This window comes from Lederbergia galactosidilytica (genome assembly GCF_017873565.1).
Lineage (GTDB): Bacteria > Bacillota > Bacilli > Bacillales > Bacillaceae_C > Lederbergia > Lederbergia galactosidilytica.
In genome coordinates this window covers 107,129-131,534 of record NZ_JAGGKH010000008.1, presented here as the reverse complement: position 1 = coordinate 131,534, position 24,406 = coordinate 107,129, and the positions used below count along the sequence as shown (strand labels likewise).

Here is a 24,406-nt window from a genome sequence, read left to right as displayed (position 1 = left end):
TCATTATACTCGACACCGTGTTGGATATACAACAAACAGTTTTGCGCTGAAAGTGTAAAATCCAACATATGAGATAGATGTGTTGAAGAAAAGTAAAAAGAAGGCGTGACAATTTAATGAACAAAAAACTCGATCGACGAAAGAAGTACACCCGAAAGGTTTTAATGGATAGCTTAATCACTTTATTGAAGATCAAATCGATTTCTGCTATCACCGTTAAAGAAATCTGCGAACGGGCCGATATTAACCGTTCCACTTTTTACTCGCACTACAAAGACCAATTTGACTTACTTGCGCAAATTGAAGAAGAAATCATCACAGAACTACAGATGTATTTAAATCAATATAATTTTGAGCAGGAACAAGAAGCCCTGCAGATGACAGAAAGACTTCTAGAATATGTCGTCTCCAAATATGAAGTATGCCAGGTACTCCTCAATGAAAATGCCGATCATACCTTTGAAAGACGCGTGATGCACGTCGCTCGCTCGTTTCTAATCCAAAGTAAGTTCACCCACGATGATGTAGATTCGGATATTTCCGAATATGTGGTTACTTATTACATCAGTGGCAGCATTTACGTTATCAAACAATGGGTTGCCAACAATATGGATCAGTCACCAAAACAGATTGCACAGCTCATTAATAGTTTTAGGTATAAGGTGTGATCTAGCATTATCATTTTTAAGCCGGGGCTAACACTCTTTTATAAAGCAAATTTCCTATAATGGATCATAACGGAGGGAGAATATGAATGAGAGGAAAGATATTTTAGATGCTTGGATTACGATCGAGCAACTATCCGAAGGTTCTATAAATAAAAAAGACAAATTGCTAAAGCCTTTACATACAAAAGAAGAGGATTGGAATCAGTTTTTTTCAGACTTTTTAACGAAACAAAAAGAACAACAAGATGTATCAGATAAGTTCTTTAAGAAGTCGGGCTTAGTATTATATTTTGATATTTTTAATTTTCAAGAGGTTGTTGATATATTGAGGGAGAAATACAAGATTGCTAAAACCTACGAAGAAGTTAGTAACTCTGACAAATTCACCTTCTCTTTATATTTTGATAACCAGTTAAATTTTATAGCGGATAAATTGTTCTTTACGATGAGCGGTTATATTCGCCAACATGGTGATTTACCAGAGGATTTTTTAAAAGTCGAAAACTCATTTAGAGAGGATTTGAATAGGAAATTTGCTGAGGATTTTAATAGCACGATTTCAGACCTTTTACAAAAGTATAATGCTTCCACTGAAAACTTCCGCTATGCATTTGTGAAAAACTTGGATAATGGAGATGTAAATTTACATTCTTTCTTTATTGAAGATCTGAACAAAGCAAAGACAATCACGAATAAAAATTTGGATCGATATTTTAATGGCTTTTCTGGAGATAGGCAAAATCTAGATAGCAAAAAAGAATCCATTCATTTTAACCCACATATTTTCGAGACAATGATTCTACAACCTAAATTTTACCCGTTGGGACGGTTCCCCAGTAATCCTGATTTTGCCCTTTCATTTATGCAACAGGTGGCGGTAAATCTCGCTTTAAATGATGAAAATGATATTCGTAGTGTCAATGGACCACCAGGAACTGGGAAAACAACATTGTTAAAAGATATTTTTGCTGATTTAGTCGTACAACAGGCAGTGGAAATTTCCCAGCTTGCTGATAAAAGAATTCAAGGTGGTCTAGTTTATTGGCGAAATGCGAAACTAGGTGTTTTACCACTTTCCATTGCAGATAAGAATATTATTGTAGCAAGCTCAAACAATGGGGCAGTCCAAAACATTGTTAAGGAGTTACCAAAGAAAGAGGAGATAGCTGCTGATTTTCAAAGGCAATTAGAGGAAGCGGATTATTTTCAAGATGTTGCTAATTCTAAATTAACCGGTGAAGGTTTCGGAAAGAGTCGCGAGATTAAAAGTGAGCTATTACATGAGGAAAATTGGGGTACATTCTCGTTGGAAGGTGGAGCATCCACAAACATTAACAAGTTACTGTTAAACATTGAAGTAATCGAAAAAGATTTAGAAGAAAATTATCAAGCGAATCCAGGTGTATATCAAGAATTCTTACGTCTCTATGAAGAATTAAAAATGGAAAGAGAAAAAGTTCAAGCATATAGCGAGAAAATGTATGATCTTAAAAAATTAAAAACAAAGCATCAGGAGCACTTGCTTGCTTTTGAACAAGAAGAAAAAAGGAAACGCGCAAATATGCTTTTACAGGAAAAAGCAGGGAAGCGTGAACTTGAGAGACTGCGACAAGAAAGTGTAAATCTGCAAAAAGATGTATCGAATGTTTCCAGTGAAATGGAAAATGTAACGAATGTACAAGCGCAAGCTGAAAGGAATTATGAAGTAGTTATCGCACAAAAGCCAAGTTTGTTATGGTTCCAGAAAATATTTAATAAACCAAAGGTTGAGCAGTATTTCAAAAATCTTAATGATGCAAACGATCATTTAAATCGTCTTTCTCAACAAAAGACTACATTATTGAATGACCGTAGGCAACTGGAAAATGAGATAAAGGAAAATGCTACAAAAAGTGAGTATGCTCAAAAGCAAATCCAGGACACAAAAGCTAATTTCGATCGATGGATAACGACTCAACAAAGTGATTTGAAAAAATTGGAACAAGAAATGGCGTTATTGGAAGAGCTCAAACGGCAAAGTGGCATAAAAGAACTCGATTTTTCACTATCATATGATGAACTTCAAAAGTCTAATCCATGGTTTACGAAGCAGTTTCGGATTTTACAATCGGAGTTATTTATTTCAGCTCTAAAAGTCAGAAAGCAATTCCTCTATGAAAACAGAAAGAATTTGAAAGCGGCAAGGATGATTTGGAATAAACAGTCCGAATACATTGGCAAGGAGAATGGCCATCAGTTAATTTCAGAGTCATGGCAATGGTTGAATTTCACTATCCCTGTTATCAGCACCACTTTTGCTAGTTTTGGTAGAATGTTTAAAAATCTTAGTGAAAATTCAATCGGTAATCTATTCATAGATGAGGCTGGTCAAGCCCTGCCACAAGCTAGTGTTGGCGCAATTTTTAGAAGTAAAAAGGTTATGGTCGTTGGGGACCCATCACAAATAAAACCAGTGCTGACGTTAGATTCAAATGTTCTGACCTTGATTGGAAGATATTACAAAGTTGATGAAAAATTTGTCTCAGCTGATGCATCTACACAAACAATTGTCGATGCCACAAGTCAGTATGGTTTCCAAAAAAATGAGGATGAATGGATTGGCATCCCACTTTGGGTACATAGACGTTCAAACTATCCGATGTTTACAATCTCAAATGAAATCTCGTATGATGGGCTGATGGTACAAGGTAAACCAGAAGATAAGTCACAAGGAACATCACAATGGTATGATTCAACAGGAAAAGCAAATGACAAATTTGTTAAAGAACAAGCCGACTTAGTGAAAAGCCTGATTGATAAACGATTGCGGGAAGACCCAGGTTTGGCGGAAGAAATCTATGTGATATCCCCATTTAGAAATGTCGCTTATAAACTTGCCCAAGTCTTAGATGAAATGAACTTCACGAAGCGAGAGAATGGGAAAATAACAAATATTGGAACAGTCCATACTTTTCAAGGGAAAGAAGCGAAAATTGTCTATTTTGTTCTTGGAGCGGATTCTAATAGTAGTGGGGCAGCGAGATGGGCTGTTTCTGATCCCAACATGATGAATGTCGCAGCTACACGAGCTAAAGAAGAATTTTATGTGATTGGCGATAAGAAATTGTATGCCTCACTTGGAAGTGAAGTGGCCAATAAAACAATTTCAATTATTGATGACTATAATAGTAAGCAAATGAAATAAAGAAAGGGCAGTTATTAAATAGATAACTGCCGTTTTTAAATGGTGCTATTCAAAGGTATGACTCAATCACTTTCTTGAAATCCTGATTAATCATGGAGTTAAAGGCCTTATTCATTAACACTTTGCTTTGATTGTTTAATACAAGGATTGGATAATAACTTACGACTGGACTTCTTCTAACTTTCACTTCCTGATATTCGATATGACTTATCTGTTCTTTTGGAATGGAAAGTTCCTGCCCCTTTATAGTCAAAACAATCATGTTTTCATAGATTAAAACTTTTTCACTTCGTTTAAATAGAAGTAAGTATAATCCGATGAGTGCTAGCACTCCTCCAATGATCATTAACATCATTTTTGCATAGATAAAATTTGCACCGACAAAGGAGATAATTCCTAAAAGAATAAATACAATGCCATTTTTGTTATTGTCGGTCTTGCCAGCATATAAAAGTTCACCAAAATCATTCAAGCTTATTCCTCCTAATTGTTTTCATAGATAGATACATTATTTTAATCCTATCCAACAGATGACGCCAGTACTGATAGTACCATTATACAAATGAGTAGATTGACGTTTATGGGAGGACATCACTATTACGGTAAAAGTAAGATTGCCTTTAGCCTGGTTCTAATTATCAGAATGGATGGATATTATTTTTTAGGATTTATATAATATAAAGATAGACAAAATAAGGGGCAAGGGGATGCGGATGAGTAAAAATAAGTCAAGGAAGCGATTACCTTTTTATGGGTTACTGGCAATATTAATATTTTTATTTGGGATTGTCATTGGATTGACGCCTTTACAAGCACCGGATAAAGATAAGGCAAAGCCGTCGGAGGTTTCTTTTGAAAGTACTTGGGGATTTCTTGAAAATATCGCACAGAAACCTCATCCGGTTGGATCAGATGAACATGAGAGGGTCAAAAATGATCTTATCCAAACAATAGAGGAAATGGGTTTGGATGTGGAAGTACAAGACACGATTGTTCATAAACCGGAATTTGAAAGGGCTACCCGTGTTCAAAATATCCTAACGAAGATGGAAGGTGCCGATTCCTCTGGTACCGTCATGCTTGCTGCTCACTACGATAGTACTTTCGTAAGTCCTGGTGCAAGTGATGATGGCTATGGTGTTGCCGCATTGCTGGAAACGGCTCGAATACTTAAAGACAAGTCTCTTAAAAATGATGTGATTATGTTAATAACAGATGGGGAGGAATTGGGCCTTCTTGGTGCACATGCCTTTGTCAATGAACATCCATGGGCAAAAGATGTGGACGTCGTGTTAAATTTCGAGGCAAGAGGAATTAACGGGGCCACGGTGATGTTTGAAACAAGTGGTGGAAATGGCGCGCTTATTAAGGAGTTCCAAAAAGCAACAAGTAGCCCAGCTTCCAATTCATTCCTAAAAGAAGTATATGATGTCATGCCAAATGGAACAGATCTAACGGAATTTGTTGGTTCCGGTATGCAAGGGTTGAATTTCGCAAGTGCACAGAGTTTTAATTCCTATCATACTACTATTGATAGTTTAGCTTTTGTTGATAAAAATACACTCATGCATCATGCTACATACGCATATGAACTTGCGACTCACTTTGGCAATATCGACTTAAAAAAGTTTGATCATCAATCAGAGAAAAATGCTGTTTATTTTAATCCGTTTGCTCAAACATTCGTTTCTTATTCTGAGAATCTTGTTATTCCTTTATTAATCGTTACATTCATTGGGCTTATGGCAACGATCATTCACGGAATCAGAAGAAAGCTTGTGTCAGTATTAGGTGCACTAATCGGATTTCTTTTATTCTTAGTATCGCTTGCCGTTGCCTATAGTATTTCTTTATTCGCTTTCAAGCTTGTCACATTTTTTGCCGAGGATGTGAGCTGGCTATTGGAATTTGACCAGCATATTGCCAGTATCTATTTAATTGGTTTTTTACTTATTACTACAGCCGTGTTAATCCTTTTCACCTACGTCGTACAGAAGAAAATAGGGGCATTCCAAGTTGTGACGGGGGCTTTGATTGGATGGTATCTATTAGCTAGTGTTTCTAGCTTTCTAATGACTGGAGCAAGTTATTTATTTGTTTGGCCACTAATCTTTAGTTTGATTGGAACGAATCTAGTATTTTGGAAAGACAAGAAGTTCTCTACTGAAAATAATGTTCTCTTATATAGTGCTTTTCTTGTTCCGGGTATCGTCCTATTTACATTTTTAGTTTATAGCGTATATATTGCGTTAACCATAACCGTCATCCATATCGTGATGACCGTTGCTGCTTTCAGTCTGATGTTATTTGTCCCTGTTTTTGTAAGGTTAAAAGGAAGCTGGAAATATGCGATTGGATTGCTCTTACTTGGTATTAGTATCGTAACCTATGAAACAATAGCGGTGGAGGCAACCAGTGAACATCCGATTGGAAATCAAGTCTATTACATGGCTGATGGGGACTTGGAGAAGGCCATTTGGGGAATAGAGACAAAGCCAGATTCCTTTACGAAACAGTTTGTAGCAGATGAATCACAGTTCGATGATCACCCGCTTCCATCCTTCACATACGGGGAAATGTATACAGCAGATGCACCGTACTATGATACCAATCTTCCCCAATCCGAGTTAATTTCGGATGTGACCAAAGATGGGTGGAAGACGATTACATTAGAGATCGCAGCACCAAATGCAATTGCCATCGAACTTGGTACAAATAGCGATATTTCAATCAATGAATTATCCATTAATGGTAAAGCACTACAATTAGATGCAAAGCATTACTCAAAGGAAAATCCCTATTTTATTGAACTTTTTGGCTTAAGCAAAGGCTTTACAATGTCCTTTACGATAAAAGAAGGAGAGAGTCTCGATTTTTATTTAATTGGTAAGACATTTGAACTTCCGGAAGAGCATTCTTATACGGAAAGACCTGCTAATATGACGACACATGGGGATTATAATATGGTTTTGAAGTCTTTTCGTTATTAGTTTTTAGGAGTGCGATTAAAAAGTTATTTAATGTTCTGTTGATAACAACTTTACATGCTCTTTCTACGAATGAGGGGTAAATCCAGATTACGTAGATTTTATCCAGAGTTTTATAACAGATAAATGTTGTTGAATAACCATTTACAGTCAGAGGAGGACTAACTACTGATAGTATTTTTTTCACTTCACCTGCTACTGAAGAGGTCATTCGGTTTGTACGTGAACAAATAATATATTAAGGGATAAAGTGAAATTTTCGCGGAGAAATTACAACAAGCATATTAAAAGTAGGATAAGGAGGAAGGAAGAAAATTACTAGGCTTTCTTTAAGGGACATCAGGTAACATAGATCCATAGCATCTATTGCTAGCTTATTTGGTATAGTGCTTTAATACTAATAAAATTAAAGGGCTATAAAAGAGCTTTATCTTTTATAACCCTTTTTCTTTATAGTTTACTGTTAAAAATGTCGCGGTGAACCGCACCATAAGCAAAACTATCCTCTACAGAATTTTTTCTAAGCTCCTCTGTACACGCTCCTTTTCCAACTTCAATACCTTCTGTCTAACAGAATCCTCCGCTTCCTCATGTCGATTTAACGCAAGTGATGCGACATTGGACTCTCTAGCGTACAGATCGAATAGTTTTGATTTCTGGCCTAATACTTCTAGCATGGTTACATCAATGCTTTCCTCGGTCAATAGGCGATATACGATCACGTTTCTAGATTGTCCCATGCGGTACGCGCGGCTAATGGCTTGTTCTTCTATAGAGGGCTTCCACTGCGGCTCACATAGAATTACAATGTTTGCAGCCTGGATGTTTAATCCAACTCCACCGGCGGTAATTTGGCTAATTAATACGGATCCTGGTTTGGCTTTTGTGAATTCATCGATAATTTCTTGTCTTCTTGCATTCGGTACATCACCTGTAATAGCCTCAAATGTCTTTCCTTCTAAGTGTTGCTGAATGATGCGAATGACGTCTTTGAAAAAGGAAAATACTAATACTTTGTGTCCATTTTCACCAGCTGCTTCACATATGTCTAATAGCTTTTCTAATTTAGGAGACTCTTTCGGTGAACCACCTTGCCATGCTGCCCGTCGCATAGCCATTAACTTATCTGCCATGACGGCTTGGTAATAATACTTTTCTTCCTTCTCACCAAAATTCGTCCACTGTGGGATGATTTCTAGTTCTGGTAGCTCACTCAGCACATCTTTTCGATTCCGTCGTAAATAAATGGGTGATACAACTTGTTTAAACTCATGTGGTTGGAGAAGATGCAACTCTTGTGTTAATTTTTCAGCAATGTCTGGTTGTAAAATTGACATTAATTGCTTCATTTCTCCTAATCTATTTTCCAGTGGAGTTCCACTCATGAATAATACATATTCCGCAATAGCTGCTAGTTTATATACACTTTGGGAACGCCTAGCTTCCGGATTTTTAACATAATGGGCTTCATCAACAATTAATACGTGTAGGGAATATTCATTATCGAAGTTCATTTTCAATGTTTGCTCATAGGTTGTGATCAAGACACCGCCACTTGTTTGCCATTTTTCAAACTCGGCATCACGGTTATTTCCGTGGAAGATAAATGAATTTAATGTGGAGCGCAGGCTAATCTCTCTTTTCCAGTTTGCTACAACACTTAATGGACAAACAACCAGGGCATACTCCTGCTCGGTTTGAGCCAAATGATTGATCATCGCTAAGGCTTGAATGGTTTTACCCAGCCCCATCTCATCTCCAAGTAAAGTCCGCTTATAATGGAGCGCATATTTCGCGCCAAACTCTTGGTAATGCCGTAATGTAACTTCTAGGCGGTTTGTATTTAAGTCAAAACGATTTACTGCCTCTACGATATCTGTTGGTAGGCTTTCGTGTGATTCAACCGGTTGAGAGTGTGTAACTTTTTCGATCTCTGTATAATAAGAGGCGTTCTCATCAATAAAATGTTGGATTAATTCTTCCTTACTCACTTCGAAATGAAGGATAAAATTGAGGTTTCCTCTTATGTTTTCTAGCTCTTTCTTATATTCCTCTCGATTAAGGTTTTCCAAAGCTACCTTAATCTTTTCCTTTTCAGATTTTGACTGGAATAGAGAACCAATAAAACCTTTTTGCTTTTTTATCGTATCTATATCGGGAGCGATCGCCTTATTAAAACGATCGAGATCATCCCTTAAAGCTTCGATCGCCTTTAAGAGTTCCCATTTCTTATAAATCATTTCTAGAAGTTTTGTATGATCTTCTGATAGATTGTCTGGGTTCAATTTAGGAATAGCTTGTTGATAGGTGGATTCTTTTATTTTTGCGACAGCATTGTAAATTAGATATGCACTCTTCTCCCCAACGCCGTTTATTTGCAAGAGGTCGTTGGCCACTTGATCTTTTATATCGTAAATCGTAAGGAAGCCGTTATTGACTAAATGGTTAATGGGCATCCCTTTTCCTAAAGTAGAAATAACATCCATTGGCATTGATTTTAACTTTTCATAACCCTCAATTATCTTAAGATCTTCCCACAAAGCTGTAATCTGTTGATTAAAATAATTATCTGTGAATGGATTTAAATTACTCCGAATCTGATTTAATTCAGCTTTTAGAAGATTCACATCCCTTTTGTTTTTAATCATGATAAGCCCCCTGAAAAAGTATACAAGTGTGTATTTATACCTATCATTATAGCACTTTTCTTTCCATGACCAGACACTCTTTAAAAAGGGGAATAGCTGTTTTAATGATACTAGGACCCTAGAATTCTTTGCTCCCGCCTTTAGTTAATAGCGTAAAGATATAGAAACCTGGAGAATTGTTACCTCTTAATGGGAAGGGGTTTAGAAAGAACCCCTAATCTAGTACAATAGTTACATACATAATTGTAAGCGCAATAGAATCTCATCAAGGAGTGAGTTTATGTCTAACTATAATGTAAATAATATGACTGTGAATATTTTGCTGGGTTGGATTGAAGAGGATATCATTGCTATCCCAGAGATTCAACGACCATTTGTGTGGAAGCCTTCCAAAGTGAGAGATTTACTAGACTCTTTATATAAAGACTATCCTGTAGGGTATATTATTACATGGCAAAACCCTGATGCGAGATTGAAAGATGGAACTATCTCGCAGGGCAAGAGAATATTAATAGATGGTCAACAAAGAATAACTGCATTAATGGCTGCTATTTCTGGAAAAGAGGTAGTGAATGACAATTACCAGAAGAAACGTATCAAAATTGCATTCAATCCTATTGCCGAGAAATTTGAAGTACTTAACCCGGCAATTCAAAAAGATAAAAGATGGATACCGGACATTTCCAGTATCTTTGATTCGCAATTTGATACCTTTGAATTCATCGATAATTATTGCCAAGTTAATCCGGAGATTACAAGGAATGAGTTAAATAGAATCCTGCAAAAGCTAATCCAAGTGAAACAAAGTTCTATAGGGGTTATTGAACTGGCACATACTTTGGATATTGAAACAGTAACTGAAATATTTATCCGGATAAATTCAGCAGGAGTTAATTTGAGTCAGGCCGACTTTGCTATGTCAAAAATCTCCGTTAACGATGAATTCGATGGTCCGCTTATTCGAAAAACAATTGATTATTTCTCCCATATGAAGAAGAGCCCTTCTATATACGAGAACATTAAGAATAACGACACAGATTTCGCAAGCAGTGGAAGTTTTTCGAAGATAAAATGGGTGAAGGACTATTACACAAATATTTATGAACCAAGTTATTCAGATGTATTAAGAGTGGCCTTTACATTTAAATTTTTACGCGGCCCAATTTCAAATCTTGTTAGTCTATTATCTGGTAGAGACTTTGAAACAAGAGAATATAAGATGGAAATCACAGAGAAATCCTTTAAACAATTGAAAGATGGCGTACTTAAATTTGTGGATGAAACAAATTTTAAACGTTTCATCATGATTTTAAAATCAGCCGGCGTTATCCATAAAAAACTAGTCCGATCACAAAACTCTATAAATTTTGCCTATGCTTTGTTCTTATTATTGCGTGAACGAGGTATTGCTGGTTCACAAATTAATATAATTGTCCGTAAATGGTATGTTGCTTCTATACTGACAGAGAGATATTCTAGCTCCCCAGAGTCCACTTTTGATTTTGATATTAAACGTTTTGCAACGTACGATGATCCAATGGATTATGTAAAGTCCGTTGAAGCAGGCGAACTATCAGATGCATATTGGGATAATATACTGATTGCTAATCTAGATACTTCTGTTACAAGCAGTCCATATTTCAACTTGTTTATAATGGCCCAAATCTACCAGAAAGATGCAGCATTCCTATCAAAATCTATCACTGTCCAACAGTTAATAGAAGAACGTGGTGACGTGCACCATGTATTCCCAAAAAGATACCTCCAGAAGAACGGCTACAATAATAGAAGGCAATATAACCAAATCGCCAATTATGTCTATACGGAACAGGTGGTCAACCTAGCTATTAAAGATCAGTCCCCAGTACAGTATATGGACAAGGTTAAACAACAAATAGAGGATCATAATATGCGAATTGGCGAAATTAAAGATGAGTCAGAAGTGAAAAGGAATATGGTGGAGAATTGCATACCAGAATCGATATTTGAGATGGAAGCCATGGATTATGGAAAGTTTTTAGCTGAAAGAAGACAATTAATGGCGAAGAAGATAAAGGGTTATTTCCAGAGTTTGTAGTTTAGGTAATAGAAACATAAAAAAACAACTGAACAGCGATTAAGCAAAGTTCAGCTGTTTACTATAAATCCTTCTTTTCACTTGAATTTCACAAGCTCGTCAGTAGGTTAAACCTATAAGAAGGAATGGCTACTTTTATAGAGATGATGCTTGCCACAGTAGAGTACAAGGAATTAATAAAAGTAGTTAAACTTGTCATAGGATTCACTCCTTTAAGATCCGAAAAAATACAAGAAATGAAAAGGAAAATAATAAACAAGCCTGTCATCATCAGCAATGGTAAGCCAATCCCATTGGACACAAATGTGTTTCGACAAATTCATTATACCATTTTTTGAAGAGTGGGGTAACTGAAACATGTAATGTAAATTATGTATGCTAGGTATTTATCAGCACATGGAGTTTTTTTGGGCGCTCACATCGCCAGAAATGTACACTTTACCTGTTGGCATTCCAACATTGATGTCAACCTACTTGGTCGACTTTGTCGTCCCTATGACCGTCAACGCCGTCGCTTCCGTCCCAGTGATTATATTATTCATCCTCTTCCAGCGGCAAATCATTCAAGGGATTAGCTTTACTGGGGGGAAATAGAAAAGAACCAGATACCGGATGGTGTCTGGTTCTCTTTTTAGGAGGTTCATTCCTTTTATTGCCTTATAGCCAAAGGTTCATTTCAGCCCAGAGTGATTCTATTGATAATTAATAATCGCCGGGCTAGGGTCAAGTTTCAAAACTTCTTCAGGAGTTAACACAGGCTCATCTTTTTTATAAAAGATTTTAAAACCGCCATATTGGACTGCTTCGTTTCGTACGAATTTGCGATAGAGCGACATTTTTGTGTTGCCGTCACCCCAACCATCATAGTTTAAGGCGACTTCTACATTTTCAGTTGGTTGGATGGCTTCTTTGTTTGTTAAGGCATCGTCGACGAATTGATGGACTAAGACGATTTTATCTGGCAAATCATTTTCTTCTACCATGTCTGAGAGGTAGTCTACCGCTTCTTGTACTTCAGCTCCGTCCACTTGGCCAAGATCAATACCAGGTGTTTGTCCTTCCTTTACATGGAATTCAGTATCAATCGCAAGGTGAACATAAGGGAGCTTCAGCCATTTCTCCAGTAATTTCACGTGATCCAGCACAGAATCTGTTCCGAGTTGGACATCCAGCATTAGCAGCGCATCGTTCTTTTTGGCGAGTTCGGCATACTCGTCAATTTGCTCTGGTGAAGTACTATGGAAGTACTTCCCTTCAGGGCCTGGGTCTCGCTGGGCAACGGTCGAGATTAATTCAATCATTGGCACAGCGGGACGGGATGGATCGGCATCTGAATATGCTTGGGTCTGTTCTTTCAACTTCTCCATGAATTGCTCTGGTTCCAATTCCCCAAGTATCCCCATATTGGTGGAATTCGGGTGTCCGTAATAGGCAACAAGTCTATGATTCTTTAAAGGTCCGTCTGTTTGATCCTCAGCATCTTTGACCAATGTTTCTCCCACTTCAACCATTCTCGTCCGATCATCTCCATAGGATTCTGCTTGCGGCATCTGCTCCAATTCCTCTTCAGATACTTTATCTTTAAGAGGGGTAGCATCTCCTGCCGGTTCTAGTGGTTTGTAAGGTTGTGGAGGCTTCTTTTCTTCCACCTTTTCTGCTTCTTCTTTTTTATCCTTCTTATCTGCTGTGCCGTCCTCCTGTACCGGTTTTTCATCATTTCCTTCGCTTTCTTTGTTAGCAGTGGCGCTCTCCGAACAAGCGATGAGGAAAAAGGTGAGGAGCACGCTAGATATTAGCAAGGCTATTTTTTTCATGTTGTTCACTTCCTTATGTATGGTTTCCTCTCTATCTATTACCTTAGGTGTATTCCCTAAGTTTAATAAATTTAACAAGTATGGATAAATTTAACATAGCCATTTTTAAGTTACAACCGCCTCGGTCATAAAGTCGAATTGCTATGAAATTCTCCGCATACACTTCTTCTCCAATTTCAATACCCTCTGTTTAATTGATTCTACAATATTGATAGAGCCTAATTAGGATAAAAGCTCTTTTTATTACTCCTAGTAATAAACGTCAGTTGCTAGAGGGTAAAGGCGTTCTTCTTTTACTAAATGATAGGTATCCCGACCCGTAAGTATACATGTTTACAAAAAGTAAACGAATGTGCACAAAAATGTAAACATGTATACAAACATGTTTACATCTCTGAGAGACAGTATGTGTACAATCTTGTCATTGTTGTTTACAAAAACGTTTACAGTAGAAGTTATGTTTACGAAATGTTTACAAGTTTACAGTTTTATTTTATTTTGTAACTGTCATTGAAGGGGTTCGTAATCTCTTATACACTTAAATAAAGTGGTATTTGTTTTACATAGTAAATTTGATCGTAAAAATCTATTAAGTGAAAAGGGATGATATGGATGTCTATGTCGAGAATTGCGGCAGTTGATGTTGGGAATGATTCAGTTAAGTCTATTTTTGGGGAACTAGAGTATGAATTAAATATTCCTAACATTATTGCAAGGGATACAGAAGATCGTCCGGTAATTGGAATAGAGGATTTAGATAGTAAGGATCCGCTCGAAGGGATTCATTTGAAGGTGCATTCTCCAGCTCTAAAGGAAAATAATGTCGTTTATCGTATTGGTCATTTAGCGACAAAGAGTAGTAATGCTCAAGAGTTAGATCCAGGAAGTCTAAAATCTGAAGAAGATCAAACATTGGTCATGCTGCTTTCCACATTGGCATTAGATGCAGTGAGGGAAGAGAATGCGGCTATTTTCCCCCGTGAGAAAAACGTTGTGGATGCGAACTATACGTTGGGAACGGGCCTCCCCCTCCGTGAAGTAAAAGAGGGCAAGGATGCTGGATACCGTTCGAAATTAACAGGCTCTGTCCATCAAGTAGAGTTTCTCGTAACACCAAAGTACCAGGGACTCAAGGTGAATATTAAATTTAATGAGGTAAAGGTGTATCCTGAGGGCTTTGCTGCCTTTATTAATCTTGTAATGGATCATAACCTTAAAGTCATTAACAAAGATTTAATCGATAAAAGAATTTTAATTCAAGATATTGGCGGCTTATCCACAGATATCGCTGTTATAAGAAACAGGAATGTCGACGATGATAAGGCACAAGGATTTAATCTTGGGGTATCTGAATCACTAGAGGCGATAAGGGAAGAAATTAGATCCAAACATGGAGTGGAATTAGATAGCCGCCGTGATGTTGTAGATATTATAACTAGGAAAAATAATCGCAATCACATTTTGGTAAAAGGGAATCGGACAAGCGTTCATGATATTACAGACCGCCTACTCCTAGAGTTAGCCAAAAAACAATATCGTTTATTACGCAATACATGGCTAAAAAACTCACAAACTGAAATTTGTTACTTTGTCGGTGGAGGGTCAATCGTACTAAAAGATTATCTAAAATCGATCAATAACAATCTAGATGGTTATAACATTGAATTCTTTGAAGATGAAAAAGAGAGTATCTGGATGATGGCAAACGCTTATTATAAACTTATTACTGACTTTGCAAGGAAGACAGAGAAGAAAAAGGCTCCCCAAGAAATGGTAAAAAAGTAGAATTAAGGTGATTCCGTGAAAAAGTCTGTCTCAAATGAGGTGAAGAGAGGCCAAGCCATTTCATTTCGCATACCCTCTGATACACCTGATCATTTATTAAAACACCTACAAAGGTTAAAGGAAACGGAAAGAAGAAACTTTTCTAGCAAAATGGCTGAGTTTGTAATGCAGGGGGTCGGTCAGTCACTTTCAAGGGAAAAAGAAGTCCTTTCTATTCCCCTCCCTCAGAAATTAACGAAAGCACAGCGAAATTGGCTAAAGCATGAACATTCTGAGGCATTGCTTGGTAGCATTATTTACCAACTATTAAATGATCCAGCCCGTGCTGCTTCCTTGCTGGCTTCGTTGAATAGTCATTCCCTGAACCTAGATGATGCTTTATATCTTCAAGAGGAAATGACCATGGATAAATCCAAGGTAGGAGAAGAGAATGTGGAAACCCATTCACCTTCTTTAGAGAAACCAACTTCACCAAATGAGTCCCATATGTTCGATGATGATTTAGATTCATTTCAGTTGGAAGGCGTAAGAGAAGATCACTCCGCAGAAATGGAGGAGAAAGAGGATTCATCTGACAATGATTTAGAGAGCCTTTTGGGAGATTTCCTTGCAGAAATGAATAAGTAAAATACAGTATTTCATCCATTAGGATTATTGGTATTGCTCTAGGAGGATACCAATAATCCTATTTTGCGTAGAGTATGATTGGATGGAATGTATGGTTGTGAACCAATGTGTGGATTAGAGTGAGTTCGCTTTGTCATTGCTACGGATGATAAATTTTGTTCAAATGATGGCTTCGGCCTTTGAAATGCTAAATACGTAATAGCATCAATGCCTTCTTGTTCCAATGATCAGTCGAACATAGTTCGATAGGTACACCTCTGTTCATTCGTCAGGTTTATCAATTTCAGTAAAGTGTAGAATGGACATTTTTGCTAAAGAGTTGTTACGCCTCCTTCACATAATGAATAACATAATACTGAAGGAATAGGACGGTGAGAGTTTTGGATAATCATACAGCAGAATGGATTTATTTGGATATTAATCTAATCGCCGCTGTCCTGTTGATTACGGGTCAATTAACGATGAATGGTATATTTATTCAACCAACTGGGGGATTTTCCATCCCATTGCAGGGGCCTATTACGGGAGGGAGGCGCTTAGTTGGCAAATCTAATTCGAAAGTATCCACTTTTATAGTTGATTCCATTGACTTTATAATCGTCCTCTTGCTGATTTTTGGGCAAATCAGTGTTAGGGGTACATTAATTTCATCAGGCTATTTTTCTATTATCGTAAGTGGACCTATATTTGGTGCTCCTAAAACAGAAGTTTCAGAAGAGGCAAAGAAAGAGTTTTTTGAACATCTTGGGGTCTTTTTTAAGGGCGAACGGTCTTAACTTTGATCGTTAATGAAAGGAGGAAAAGGGTATGGCACTAACAGATATGCCGACGATAAAGCCATCTAAAGAGGCGCTATTTCTCGCGGCTGGTCTTTTAGCGTTTTTCTTATTTTTCTTTACTGATTACAAGGAATCTGATACAGAGCTTTCAAAGCATCAATGAAATTTTGGTTAGGTTTTATTAAAAGCTACTTTTGGTGCTTTTTCAAACCTTTGATAACTCACTTTTTATTGATCGCTCTGGCTCAATTTCATATTGGCAAAAACAGTTTCGAACCCATTTTCCAAAGGATGGGTTTTTTACACTTTCGGAATAAGGAGTGGCGCATATTCTACTAAAGGTTATTTATATTATTTTATTTGGAGGGGTTTATTAGTGGAAAAAGTAGATCCAAATCCATCAAAGCTTTGTCAGGAGTTCGCGAGAATACTTGGCTCCACCCCAAGTGTGGTCAATGGTGTCTGTACTGCAACTCGTTCCAGAACGAATCTTCATCCTGTTGTATTGGGTAGACCTGCAGAATCTTTCATGTTTGTTCCCCAGGCATTTTCATTTGAAAATATGAATAAAAGCGGAAAAGCGTTGTGTCTTGGAGAAACGGTTCTTCTCCAAGAAGAGGTCAATCCTTTTATGAGTAAGCTTCGTAAGCACGGCATTATTGTGACAGCTACACACAATCACTGGCTTTTCGATAAACCGCGTCTTATGTATATGCACTTTGAATCTGTCGAAGAGCCGCTCACTTTTGCCCGAAAAGTGAGGGATGCGATGCGAGTGTTGACTACGAAACAAATCAAGGTTGAATCTAGTTCCTATAAAGTTGAAGCAGATGCATCCGAATTTAGTTCCCATGAAATGGAAAGTAAAGATGACCATGATATGCAGGTTCAGATGGGCGGACCGTCTGATAGCAGCCTTTGTGATCAGTTTAGCCGAATTCTTAAAGGAGAAATGCATACATTTGAAGATGGTATATGCCTAGTGATGAGATCACGACATAATATTCAACCGGTCGTTTTAGGTAGACAAGGCCGCTCCTTTTTGCTCATTCCGCAGATGTTTACCTTTGAGTCTATGTCTGCAGATGGACGGGCACTTTGCGCCGGTGAAACTGTTATTCTCCAAGAGGAGCTCAATCCTTTTATCAGCAAACTTCGGAAACAAGGCATATTTGTCACCGCGTTCCATAATCACTGGTTATTTGAACATCCAAGACTCATGTATATACACTGGTTAGCCATCGATCACCCGCTGGATTTTGCCAGGAAAACTCGTAAAGCATTATGTGTACTCACTAATCGGCCGGTAAGGTTCAGAACTAGAACAGCAAAGAGGAGAAAATAAGCACCCCCACACATTCATTTTTAATTTATAGCAGCCCTATGAATACAACCAGCGAAGATGAGTGGACATGGATAATCATTCTATTTTTCAATCAAAATATATGCCGGTTTTCTCATAAAATGGGATGAGTCGTCCATTTATCTTTTAAACCTAAAACTATGCTGTCCAATAGCCAAAGCGGTGATATATGGCATTGAACTTTTATACTTACCGTTCAGGGCGAATAAGTCAGGTGAAAGGTGACTTTTACGGTTTTAAGCGCCCTCTTTATACAATCATACCCTCTCTTGCAGCATCTATGAAAGCTTGGATGATCGGGGAAAGCCATTTGTCTTTATGCCATCCCATTTGTGTGTAAACGTGCAAGTCAGGGATTTGCCATGGAAGGGCAACGAGTTCGCCTCGTTCGACTTCAGCTTTTGCTGTTATTTCTGGAAGAAAGGCAATGCCAATTCCCGTCATCGCACATTGTTTAATGGCTTCAGCATTTTGAAATTCCAGATGTGTAATAGTATCAATGCCCTCTTGCTCAAAGGATCGGTCAAACATAGTTCGATAGGTACAACCTTTTTCATTCGTCAAAAATACTTCTCCGTGAAAGTCTTCCAGCTTTAGTTCTGTTCGTTTTGTGAGTGGGTGGTCTGGGGCAGCGAAAAAACGGAAAGTTTCTTCCACCAATGGTTCGACTGCAATTCCTGTTGAGCGAATCGGTTCATCTAACATAAAGACGACATCTGCGGTTCCGTCAAAAAGCGTTTGTTTGAGTTGCTGATTAGGAACAGAGCGGAAGATAAGCCGTACTCCTGGGTAGCGTGAACGAAATAGCTGAAAGACAACTGGAAGCCGGTAGGCGCAAAGCACTTCGTTGGCACTGATCGTGATGGTGCCACTTAGGTCTTCATTGTCTAGAACAACACTACGAGCTTCGTCTAATTTGTTAAGAATGTCTTGGATATGAGTTAAAAAGCGTTCACCTGCCGTTGTGAGGACAAGCTGTTTACCTAAGCGATCAAAGAGACGAACACCCAGTTCTTCCTCTAATGCTTTTATTTGCATTGTGACATTGGAAGGAACATAGTTCAGGGCTTCCGCTGCTCGGGTGAAATTTAGTGTTGTTGCGACTGTGCGGAATGTGTTCAGTTGGCGCAATTCCATCATACTTCCTCCTTTATCTTCAATATTTTTGAATGCTACTTTGATTTTCCTTCACTTTTTTTGAGAGTAGCACAGGACTATACTAAGTACAAGAAATAATTTTAAATCTGTTTTATTTTGAAGGGAGCGAACAGTAATGATAGATTATGAAGTTTTTGATTTAGGTGACGTAAACTTGCAATCAGGTGGGACATTACCGAATGCATTTCTCGCTTATAAGACATATGGCAAATTAAATGAAAAGAAAGATAATGTTATTGTCTATCCAACTGCTTTTGGTGACCAACATGTTCAGAATGAATGGTTGATTGGAAATGGCATGGCCCTAGATCCGCAAAAATATTTTATTATTGTGCCCAATCTACTTGGTAATGGGTTATCTTCATCACCCAGTAACACGCCACCGCCATTCGATCGAGCCCATTTCCCACAGGTAACTATCTATGACAATGTCCAATTTCAGCAGCGGCTAGTGACCGAAAAATTTGGCATTCAAAAGATTGCTCTCGTAGTTGGCTGGTCAATGGGCGGCATTCAATCATTCCAATGGGGGGTAAGTTACCCAGATATGGTGGAACGGATTGCCCCTTTCTGTGGAGGAGCAAAGACTTGGCCGCAAACATATGTGGTCTTGGACGGAATGAAAGCTGCACTTATGGCGACAATCGGCTTCGATGTAAATAAACGAAACAACTTGACCCCGACAGATATGCGCGCTGTTGGCCGTGTCTATGCGGGATGGGGCGTATCACAGGCGTTTTACAGAGAGGAACTTTATCGGGAGCTTGGATATGATTCGTTGGAAGGCTTTGTGGCTGGGGTTTGGGAAAAGAGTTTTATGAAGATGGACCCACATAATGTTCTGGCGATGTTATGGACAGGGCAATTTGCAGATATTAGCGCAAATCCAACCCATAACGGAGATTTCGTTAAGGCCCTTAAAGGTATTAAAGCTCGTACCTGCATCATGTCTGGGAGTACCGACCTTTTCTGTACAGCGGATGAAAACAAATACGAAGCCAAGCATATCCCGCATGCGTCATTTCATCTTATCGAGTCGAATTGGGGCCATTTTGCTGGTCGTGGGATTAACGAAGCGGATAATAAATGTATTGATGACAACCTAAAACAATTATTGGCACTTAGTCCAAACGAATAGGTGATCGTTAAGCATTGGAGTGTCTTGCTAGGACGAATAGAAAAGTTAGTGTATGAATATATCAAGTTAAAAATATATTTAGTTGCTATATTTGCTTTGAAGGTCAATCAGATATTTTTGATTGGCTCTTTTTTATACATATAATTAAGGTCTTAGTTCCAATAAATGCATGAGGTGTCCTTGAACCATTCTCCTAATCTAAGTGTATGATTCACTACCTTGCTAAAACGAATGACCCAAATAATTTAGGAGGAAGTGGTTGTAGAATCCAGCGGGAGGAAAAACAGCGAAAATGAAGCTATATATGGGTTTCATAACTACAAGAATAAGCAGTAATGTTTATCCTGTCTTTTTTGCCTCTTTATCACATGCTAACAATAAAAGGAGATTTAGGGGAAAAGAAGAGGGAGTCTGGTACCATAAATAGCTCGAATCCTTATGTAAGAATCATTAATTATTATAATTAAAGTGTGAGTGTTGAGGCAGCCAGTTCAATCAGGATTATCGTAAATGTTATAATTGATATACTATCGATTCCTTCCATTATGATCATAATTCCGAAAAATGCTGGTAAAGTATCCGATACTTCATTAGCAAAAACAGCTCAAACACTGAATGAGGTTGCTCATTCATAAACTAGGGTATAAATAGAAATAGGATTTAATTCATTTTTATAATTTGGTACAAAGTGGAGGATTTCTTCATTCTTTACCGGGAAAAGGAGGCGAACTAGATGAAAAGTGAATTAATGAACATGCTAGAATCACGTAAAGAGGAAATCATTCATATCCGCCGTTCTTTACATGAAAATCCTGAGCTCTCATTTAAAGAGGAGAAAACAGCTCAGTATATTGCAGATTTCTATAAAGGAAAAGATGTTGAGATCCAAACGAATGTAGGGAATGGATATGGGGTGATCGTCACCATTAAGGGAGGCAAGCCTGGAAAAACAATTGGCTTACGTGCAGACTTTGATGCTCTTCCTATCATAGAAGAGACAGATGTTCCGTTTAAATCAAAGAATGAAGGGGTTATGCATGCCTGTGGTCATGATGGACATACAGCATACTTATTAGTTTTAGCTGATTGCCTCACTCAGCTAAAGGATTCAATTCCAGGTACAATTAAAATCATTCATCAACATGCGGAAGAGGTCCCACCAGGTGGTGCGAAAAGTATCGTTGAGTCTGGTTTAATTGATGATCTAGATGCTGTTTATGGGATTCATTTGTTACCAATGGGCCCTGCAGGGACAGTTGGCTACCATCCTGGGTTCTCTTTTAATGGACGAGCCTATATGAAATTGAAAGTGCAAGGAAGAGGTGGACATGGCTCATCTCCTCACTTGGCAAATGATGCGATTGTTGCGGCTTCCCATTTTGTTACAGCAGCTCAAACCATTATAAGTCGCAGATTAAGCCCTTTTGATATCGGCGTCATTACCATTGGATCTTTCGATGGAAAAGGCACATTCAATGTGATCAAGGATAGTGTGGAACTTGAAGGCGATGTTCGTTATATGACAAATGAAACAAAAGAAACGATTGAGCGAGAAATGAAGCGAATTGTCCGCGGGATTGAGGAGGAATTTGGCGTCAAATGTGAACTTACTTATACACCAGATTATCCACCATTATACAATGACCCTGAGCTAACGGCGAAGGTTGCAGCGAGCTTACGAAGCATGAATGATCCAGATATTAAAGAAGTGAGAGAATTTCCAGCATTGGCTCCATCGGAGGATTTTGCTTACTATGCTGAAAAATTCCCAGCCTGCTTCTTCTATATTGCCTGTACGCCAAAAGGAGTAAAAGATCCTTACTTTAATCATCATCCGAAATTTGATATTGATGAGGATGCCCTTCTTGTTGCGGCAAAAGCTGTAGGGCAAGTTGTTTGCAGTTATTATGAATTAGACTAATATGAAAATAACGCCAGGCGTAAAAACAAATGTGAATGTTTTTACGCCTGGCATTTTATTAAGATTGTTTTTGGAAAGCTAAAGTTTTATTTAAAAGCAAAGGAGTGTAAAAAGCGACGGTATCACTTAATGGCAGTACTTCGTCCGCAATATTTATATTTAAAACTTCTTTTAGATATTTTCTTCTCGTTTGAATTCTCTTCCAAACCTCTGGATAATTGTCTTTTAACTCAGATTGGAGAGCCTCATCTGCAATCGCAATCGGTTCTTCACACGATGCTCCTGCATACCCGGGAACACTAGGAATAATATCGACTTGAAATAATTGGCCGCTTTTAATAATGGCAGATGAATCTTCTGTAAATGGCGATGATAACCATTCCTCATCACCAGTAAAATGTCCTGGGTTTAACCACCAACCATAGTCTTCTTTAGGAAAGATATTTTCTATACGAGCGTACATATCTTTTCCGACTAATCCTATTTTAATGGTTTCTAACCAAGTCGCATAAGCAGTAAAATATGGTTTAGCTAAACGTTCAATATAGTCTTTTTGTTCATTAGGCAATTGTCCAGGCTCTTCCACAATATAACCAACACGACTACTTAATCCGCCTTTATAGCCGACAGTCAATGTAAAATTATCTTGAAAATCGACTTTCTTATCCCGTGGATAGATGATCGCATTTGTAAATCTATCACCTGTAGCGGTAATGGTTGTGACGGTGTTAGGTTGGCCATCCATTGCTAGGAAGGAGGCAATCTCCTTTTCGGTTTTTCCAACCTCGATATTTTGTAATGCTTGATATAAACCAGCTCCAGCTAAAGATGCCCCGTATTCATAATGGGCAATTTCGTTTGCATTATATAAGGTGCGAATGCCATCAATGGGTGATAGAAGTGCCGGTGAAAAATTGATTACTTTTCCTTGTGTAACATACTTTTTCAATTCATTTACGAAATAATAAGGGATATCGAATAAATCGCCATTTTCATAAACGGTGCTCGTAAATAACTTCCAGCCAATTAAGCCGATTTTTGAATCTGGGGAGATGTTTGCTTCTTCAAAATATCGCGCAAATTCCTTTTCGTTGATCATCGGTTGATTAGGCAAAGAGAAGTATGGAACGTGAATAGAATCTGCTTTAACTCGAGATTTGCTCGCTAACTTTAAATTTTCATTTCCTAGCAATAAATAGCTTTCTCCATTGTCATGAAGAACAAGGCAAGCTTCTTCAAAACGAGGAATAAATCCAGTAAAATATTCAAAATTGGCGCCATGTTCACGATCCGCATAAATAATCGCTGTATCTATCTGATATTGCTTCATTTTCTCTAAAAAGTTTTTGTGGCGTTTAGCTAAAGTCTCATCCGTTAAAATAACAGATTGAATATTAGTATGAATTTTTGGGGAAGTTACTTTCGATAATTGAATATTCATTTTCAGTCTCCTTTTATTCATCTACTGAGATGATATTGGTAACTTGACTCATTTTCTTGAAACTTTCATGATCCTTTGGCAAATCCGTTATGATATAGTCGAAATCTTTCACATCATTTATCTTATAAAGATGAGCTATCCCAAACTTAGACTTATCAGCAACCAGAACAACTTCTTTTGCTTGTTTGATAATCGCCTTTTTTGTATACGCATCGATCTCATCTGGAAGGGTAACACCTTGATCAAGGGTAATCCCTTCTGTTCCGATAAAAACAAGATCAAATTGAAAGTTTTTTATATAATCAATTGTTTGTACGCCTAAAAATCCTTGCGACAATTCTCTATACTCTCCAGGAACACTGAATAAAGAGATGTCTTCATATTTTGACAGAGTGGAAAGGACCATCAATGAGTTTGAGTAAAAAGTGCAATTCTCGGCCCTGAATATTTCCTGAGCGACAGCAAAAGTGGTTGTCCCTGTTTCGATAAATATAGATGAGTATGGTTTCACAAGCTGCTTACAATATTCACCTATAAGCTTCTTCCCATGTGCATTTACTTCACTTTTGATCGTCATCGGATACTCGGATAAATCCCTTTTTTTATACACAGCACCTCCATAAACGAGTTCCACATCGCCGCTTTCTGCCAATGCCTTTAAATCTCGATTAATGGTCATTAGGGATACATTTAACTCTTCTGCTAAATGCTTAGAAGTAACCTCACCATTTACTTTTACTTTATCTAAAATAAACACTTGCCTTTTTGTTTGGTTCAACATTTCCATCTCCATGACTATATACGCTTAATAGGTAA

General features: G+C 37.8%; 19 protein-coding genes. 13 read left to right on the top strand and 6 right to left on the bottom strand.

Annotated elements, in window-relative coordinates; translation table 11 throughout:
• Positions 1-116 precede the first annotated feature (116 nt).
• Both J2Z23_RS10305 and J2Z23_RS10300 read left to right on the top strand, forming a co-directional pair.
• Positions 117-668: a TetR/AcrR family transcriptional regulator gene (locus tag J2Z23_RS10305; protein WP_209973863.1), complete on the top strand. Its 552-nt coding sequence runs from the start codon at positions 117-119 to the stop codon at positions 666-668.
• Between the two features lie 82 nt (positions 669-750).
• The gene (locus J2Z23_RS10300; protein ID WP_209973860.1) at positions 751-3,852 is read left to right on the top strand and encodes a DEAD/DEAH box helicase; all 3,102 of its coding nucleotides are present in this window, start codon (positions 751-753) and stop codon (positions 3,850-3,852) included.
• A gap of 49 nt (positions 3,853-3,901) precedes the next feature.
• Here J2Z23_RS10300 and J2Z23_RS10295 read toward each other — a convergent pair whose 3' ends face one another.
• The gene (locus J2Z23_RS10295; RefSeq protein ID WP_057993839.1) at positions 3,902-4,324 is read right to left on the bottom strand and encodes a hypothetical protein; all 423 of its coding nucleotides are present in this window, start codon (positions 4,322-4,324) and stop codon (positions 3,902-3,904) included.
• A 241-nt stretch (positions 4,325-4,565) separates the two neighbouring features.
• On the opposite strand from J2Z23_RS10295, the gene J2Z23_RS10290 reads away from it, so the two are divergent.
• Complete coding sequence (locus tag J2Z23_RS10290; protein ID WP_209973859.1) at positions 4,566-6,842, top strand: M28 family peptidase; 2,277 nt, start codon at positions 4,566-4,568, stop codon at positions 6,840-6,842.
• A gap of 503 nt (positions 6,843-7,345) precedes the next feature.
• On the opposite strand, the gene J2Z23_RS10285 is transcribed toward J2Z23_RS10290, so the two are convergent.
• A complete protein-coding gene (locus J2Z23_RS10285; protein WP_209973857.1) occupies positions 7,346-9,487 on the bottom strand; it encodes a DEAD/DEAH box helicase in 2,142 nt (713 codons plus the stop codon).
• 280 nt (positions 9,488-9,767) lie between these two features.
• On the opposite strand from J2Z23_RS10285, the gene J2Z23_RS10280 reads away from it, so the two are divergent.
• Together J2Z23_RS10280 and J2Z23_RS10275 are read left to right on the top strand one after the other, a co-directional pair.
• On the top strand, positions 9,768-11,564 hold the full coding sequence (locus J2Z23_RS10280; RefSeq protein WP_057981572.1) for a GmrSD restriction endonuclease domain-containing protein: 1,797 nt from the start codon (positions 9,768-9,770) through the stop codon (positions 11,562-11,564).
• A 396-nt stretch (positions 11,565-11,960) separates the two neighbouring features.
• Complete coding sequence (locus J2Z23_RS10275; protein ID WP_209973855.1) at positions 11,961-12,158, top strand: ABC transporter permease family protein; 198 nt, start codon at positions 11,961-11,963, stop codon at positions 12,156-12,158.
• A 98-nt stretch (positions 12,159-12,256) separates the two neighbouring features.
• On the opposite strand, the gene J2Z23_RS10270 is transcribed toward J2Z23_RS10275, so the two are convergent.
• Positions 12,257-13,378 (bottom strand): hypothetical protein, encoded by a 1,122-nt coding sequence (locus J2Z23_RS10270; protein WP_057981574.1) that lies wholly within the window; start codon positions 13,376-13,378, stop codon positions 12,257-12,259.
• Positions 13,379-13,990: 612 nt separating this feature from the next.
• On the opposite strand from J2Z23_RS10270, the gene J2Z23_RS10265 reads away from it, so the two are divergent.
• The 5 genes from J2Z23_RS10265 (at position 13,991) to J2Z23_RS10250 (ending at position 17,914) form a co-directional block, all read left to right on the top strand.
• Positions 13,991-15,163: a ParM/StbA family protein gene (locus J2Z23_RS10265; RefSeq protein WP_057981575.1), complete on the top strand. Its 1,173-nt coding sequence runs from the start codon at positions 13,991-13,993 to the stop codon at positions 15,161-15,163.
• Between the two features lie 15 nt (positions 15,164-15,178).
• Entirely contained in the window at positions 15,179-15,790 is a 612-nt protein-coding gene (locus J2Z23_RS10260) for a hypothetical protein (RefSeq protein ID WP_209973853.1), read from the top strand.
• 380 nt (positions 15,791-16,170) lie between these two features.
• Complete coding sequence (locus J2Z23_RS10255) at positions 16,171-16,566, top strand: hypothetical protein (protein WP_209973850.1); 396 nt, start codon at positions 16,171-16,173, stop codon at positions 16,564-16,566.
• A 31-nt stretch (positions 16,567-16,597) separates the two neighbouring features.
• Positions 16,598-16,732: a hypothetical protein gene (locus J2Z23_RS22595; RefSeq protein WP_274380096.1), complete on the top strand. Its 135-nt coding sequence runs from the start codon at positions 16,598-16,600 to the stop codon at positions 16,730-16,732.
• Between the two features lie 213 nt (positions 16,733-16,945).
• On the top strand, positions 16,946-17,914 hold the full coding sequence (locus J2Z23_RS10250) for a DUF1259 domain-containing protein (RefSeq protein ID WP_209973848.1): 969 nt from the start codon (positions 16,946-16,948) through the stop codon (positions 17,912-17,914).
• A gap of 267 nt (positions 17,915-18,181) precedes the next feature.
• Here the strand turns inward: J2Z23_RS10250 and J2Z23_RS10245 are convergent, their stop codons facing one another.
• Positions 18,182-19,069 carry a LysR family transcriptional regulator gene (locus J2Z23_RS10245; protein WP_209973846.1) on the bottom strand — a complete coding sequence of 296 codons (888 nt, stop codon included), beginning with the start codon at positions 19,067-19,069 and terminating at the stop codon, positions 18,182-18,184.
• Between the two features lie 139 nt (positions 19,070-19,208).
• Here J2Z23_RS10245 and J2Z23_RS10240 point away from each other — a divergent pair, with 139 nt between their 5' ends.
• From J2Z23_RS10240 to J2Z23_RS10230, 3 genes are all read left to right on the top strand, one after another.
• Complete coding sequence (locus J2Z23_RS10240) at positions 19,209-20,228, top strand: alpha/beta fold hydrolase (protein ID WP_209973922.1); 1,020 nt, start codon at positions 19,209-19,211, stop codon at positions 20,226-20,228.
• A 470-nt stretch (positions 20,229-20,698) separates the two neighbouring features.
• Positions 20,699-20,863, top strand: coding sequence for a hypothetical protein (locus J2Z23_RS10235; RefSeq protein ID WP_209973844.1), 165 nt, complete (start codon positions 20,699-20,701; stop codon positions 20,861-20,863).
• Positions 20,864-20,961: 98 nt separating this feature from the next.
• Entirely contained in the window at positions 20,962-22,149 is a 1,188-nt protein-coding gene (locus tag J2Z23_RS10230; RefSeq protein WP_209973842.1) for an amidohydrolase, read from the top strand.
• Between the two features lie 58 nt (positions 22,150-22,207).
• Here J2Z23_RS10230 and J2Z23_RS10225 read toward each other — a convergent pair whose 3' ends face one another.
• Positions 22,208-23,590, bottom strand: coding sequence for a M24 family metallopeptidase (locus J2Z23_RS10225; RefSeq protein ID WP_057981583.1), 1,383 nt, complete (start codon positions 23,588-23,590; stop codon positions 22,208-22,210).
• A 13-nt stretch (positions 23,591-23,603) separates the two neighbouring features.
• A complete protein-coding gene (locus tag J2Z23_RS10220; RefSeq protein ID WP_057981847.1) occupies positions 23,604-24,368 on the bottom strand; it encodes a DeoR/GlpR family DNA-binding transcription regulator in 765 nt (254 codons plus the stop codon).
• Positions 24,369-24,406: the final 38 nt, after the last annotated feature.

Coding starts and splice junctions, on each gene's coding strand:
- J2Z23_RS10265 (WP_057981575.1), top strand. CDS start 13,991: ATGTCTATGTCGAGAATTGCGGCAGTTGATGTTGGGAATGATTCAGTT.
- J2Z23_RS10305 (WP_209973863.1), top strand. CDS start 117: ATGAACAAAAAACTCGATCGACGAAAGAAGTACACCCGAAAGGTTTTA.
- J2Z23_RS10275 (WP_209973855.1), top strand. CDS start 11,961: ATGGAGTTTTTTTGGGCGCTCACATCGCCAGAAATGTACACTTTACCT.
- J2Z23_RS10300 (WP_209973860.1), top strand. CDS start 751: ATGAATGAGAGGAAAGATATTTTAGATGCTTGGATTACGATCGAGCAA.
- J2Z23_RS10230 (WP_209973842.1), top strand. CDS start 20,962: ATGAAAAGTGAATTAATGAACATGCTAGAATCACGTAAAGAGGAAATC.
- J2Z23_RS10280 (WP_057981572.1), top strand. CDS start 9,768: ATGTCTAACTATAATGTAAATAATATGACTGTGAATATTTTGCTGGGT.
- J2Z23_RS10245 (WP_209973846.1), bottom strand. CDS start 19,069: ATGGAATTGCGCCAACTGAACACATTCCGCACAGTCGCAACAACACTA.
- J2Z23_RS10285 (WP_209973857.1), bottom strand. CDS start 9,487: ATGATTAAAAACAAAAGGGATGTGAATCTTCTAAAAGCTGAATTAAAT.
- J2Z23_RS22595 (WP_274380096.1), top strand. CDS start 16,598: ATGGCACTAACAGATATGCCGACGATAAAGCCATCTAAAGAGGCGCTA.
- J2Z23_RS10290 (WP_209973859.1), top strand. CDS start 4,566: ATGAGTAAAAATAAGTCAAGGAAGCGATTACCTTTTTATGGGTTACTG.
- J2Z23_RS10225 (WP_057981583.1), bottom strand. CDS start 23,590: ATGAATATTCAATTATCGAAAGTAACTTCCCCAAAAATTCATACTAAT.
- J2Z23_RS10270 (WP_057981574.1), bottom strand. CDS start 13,378: ATGAAAAAAATAGCCTTGCTAATATCTAGCGTGCTCCTCACCTTTTTC.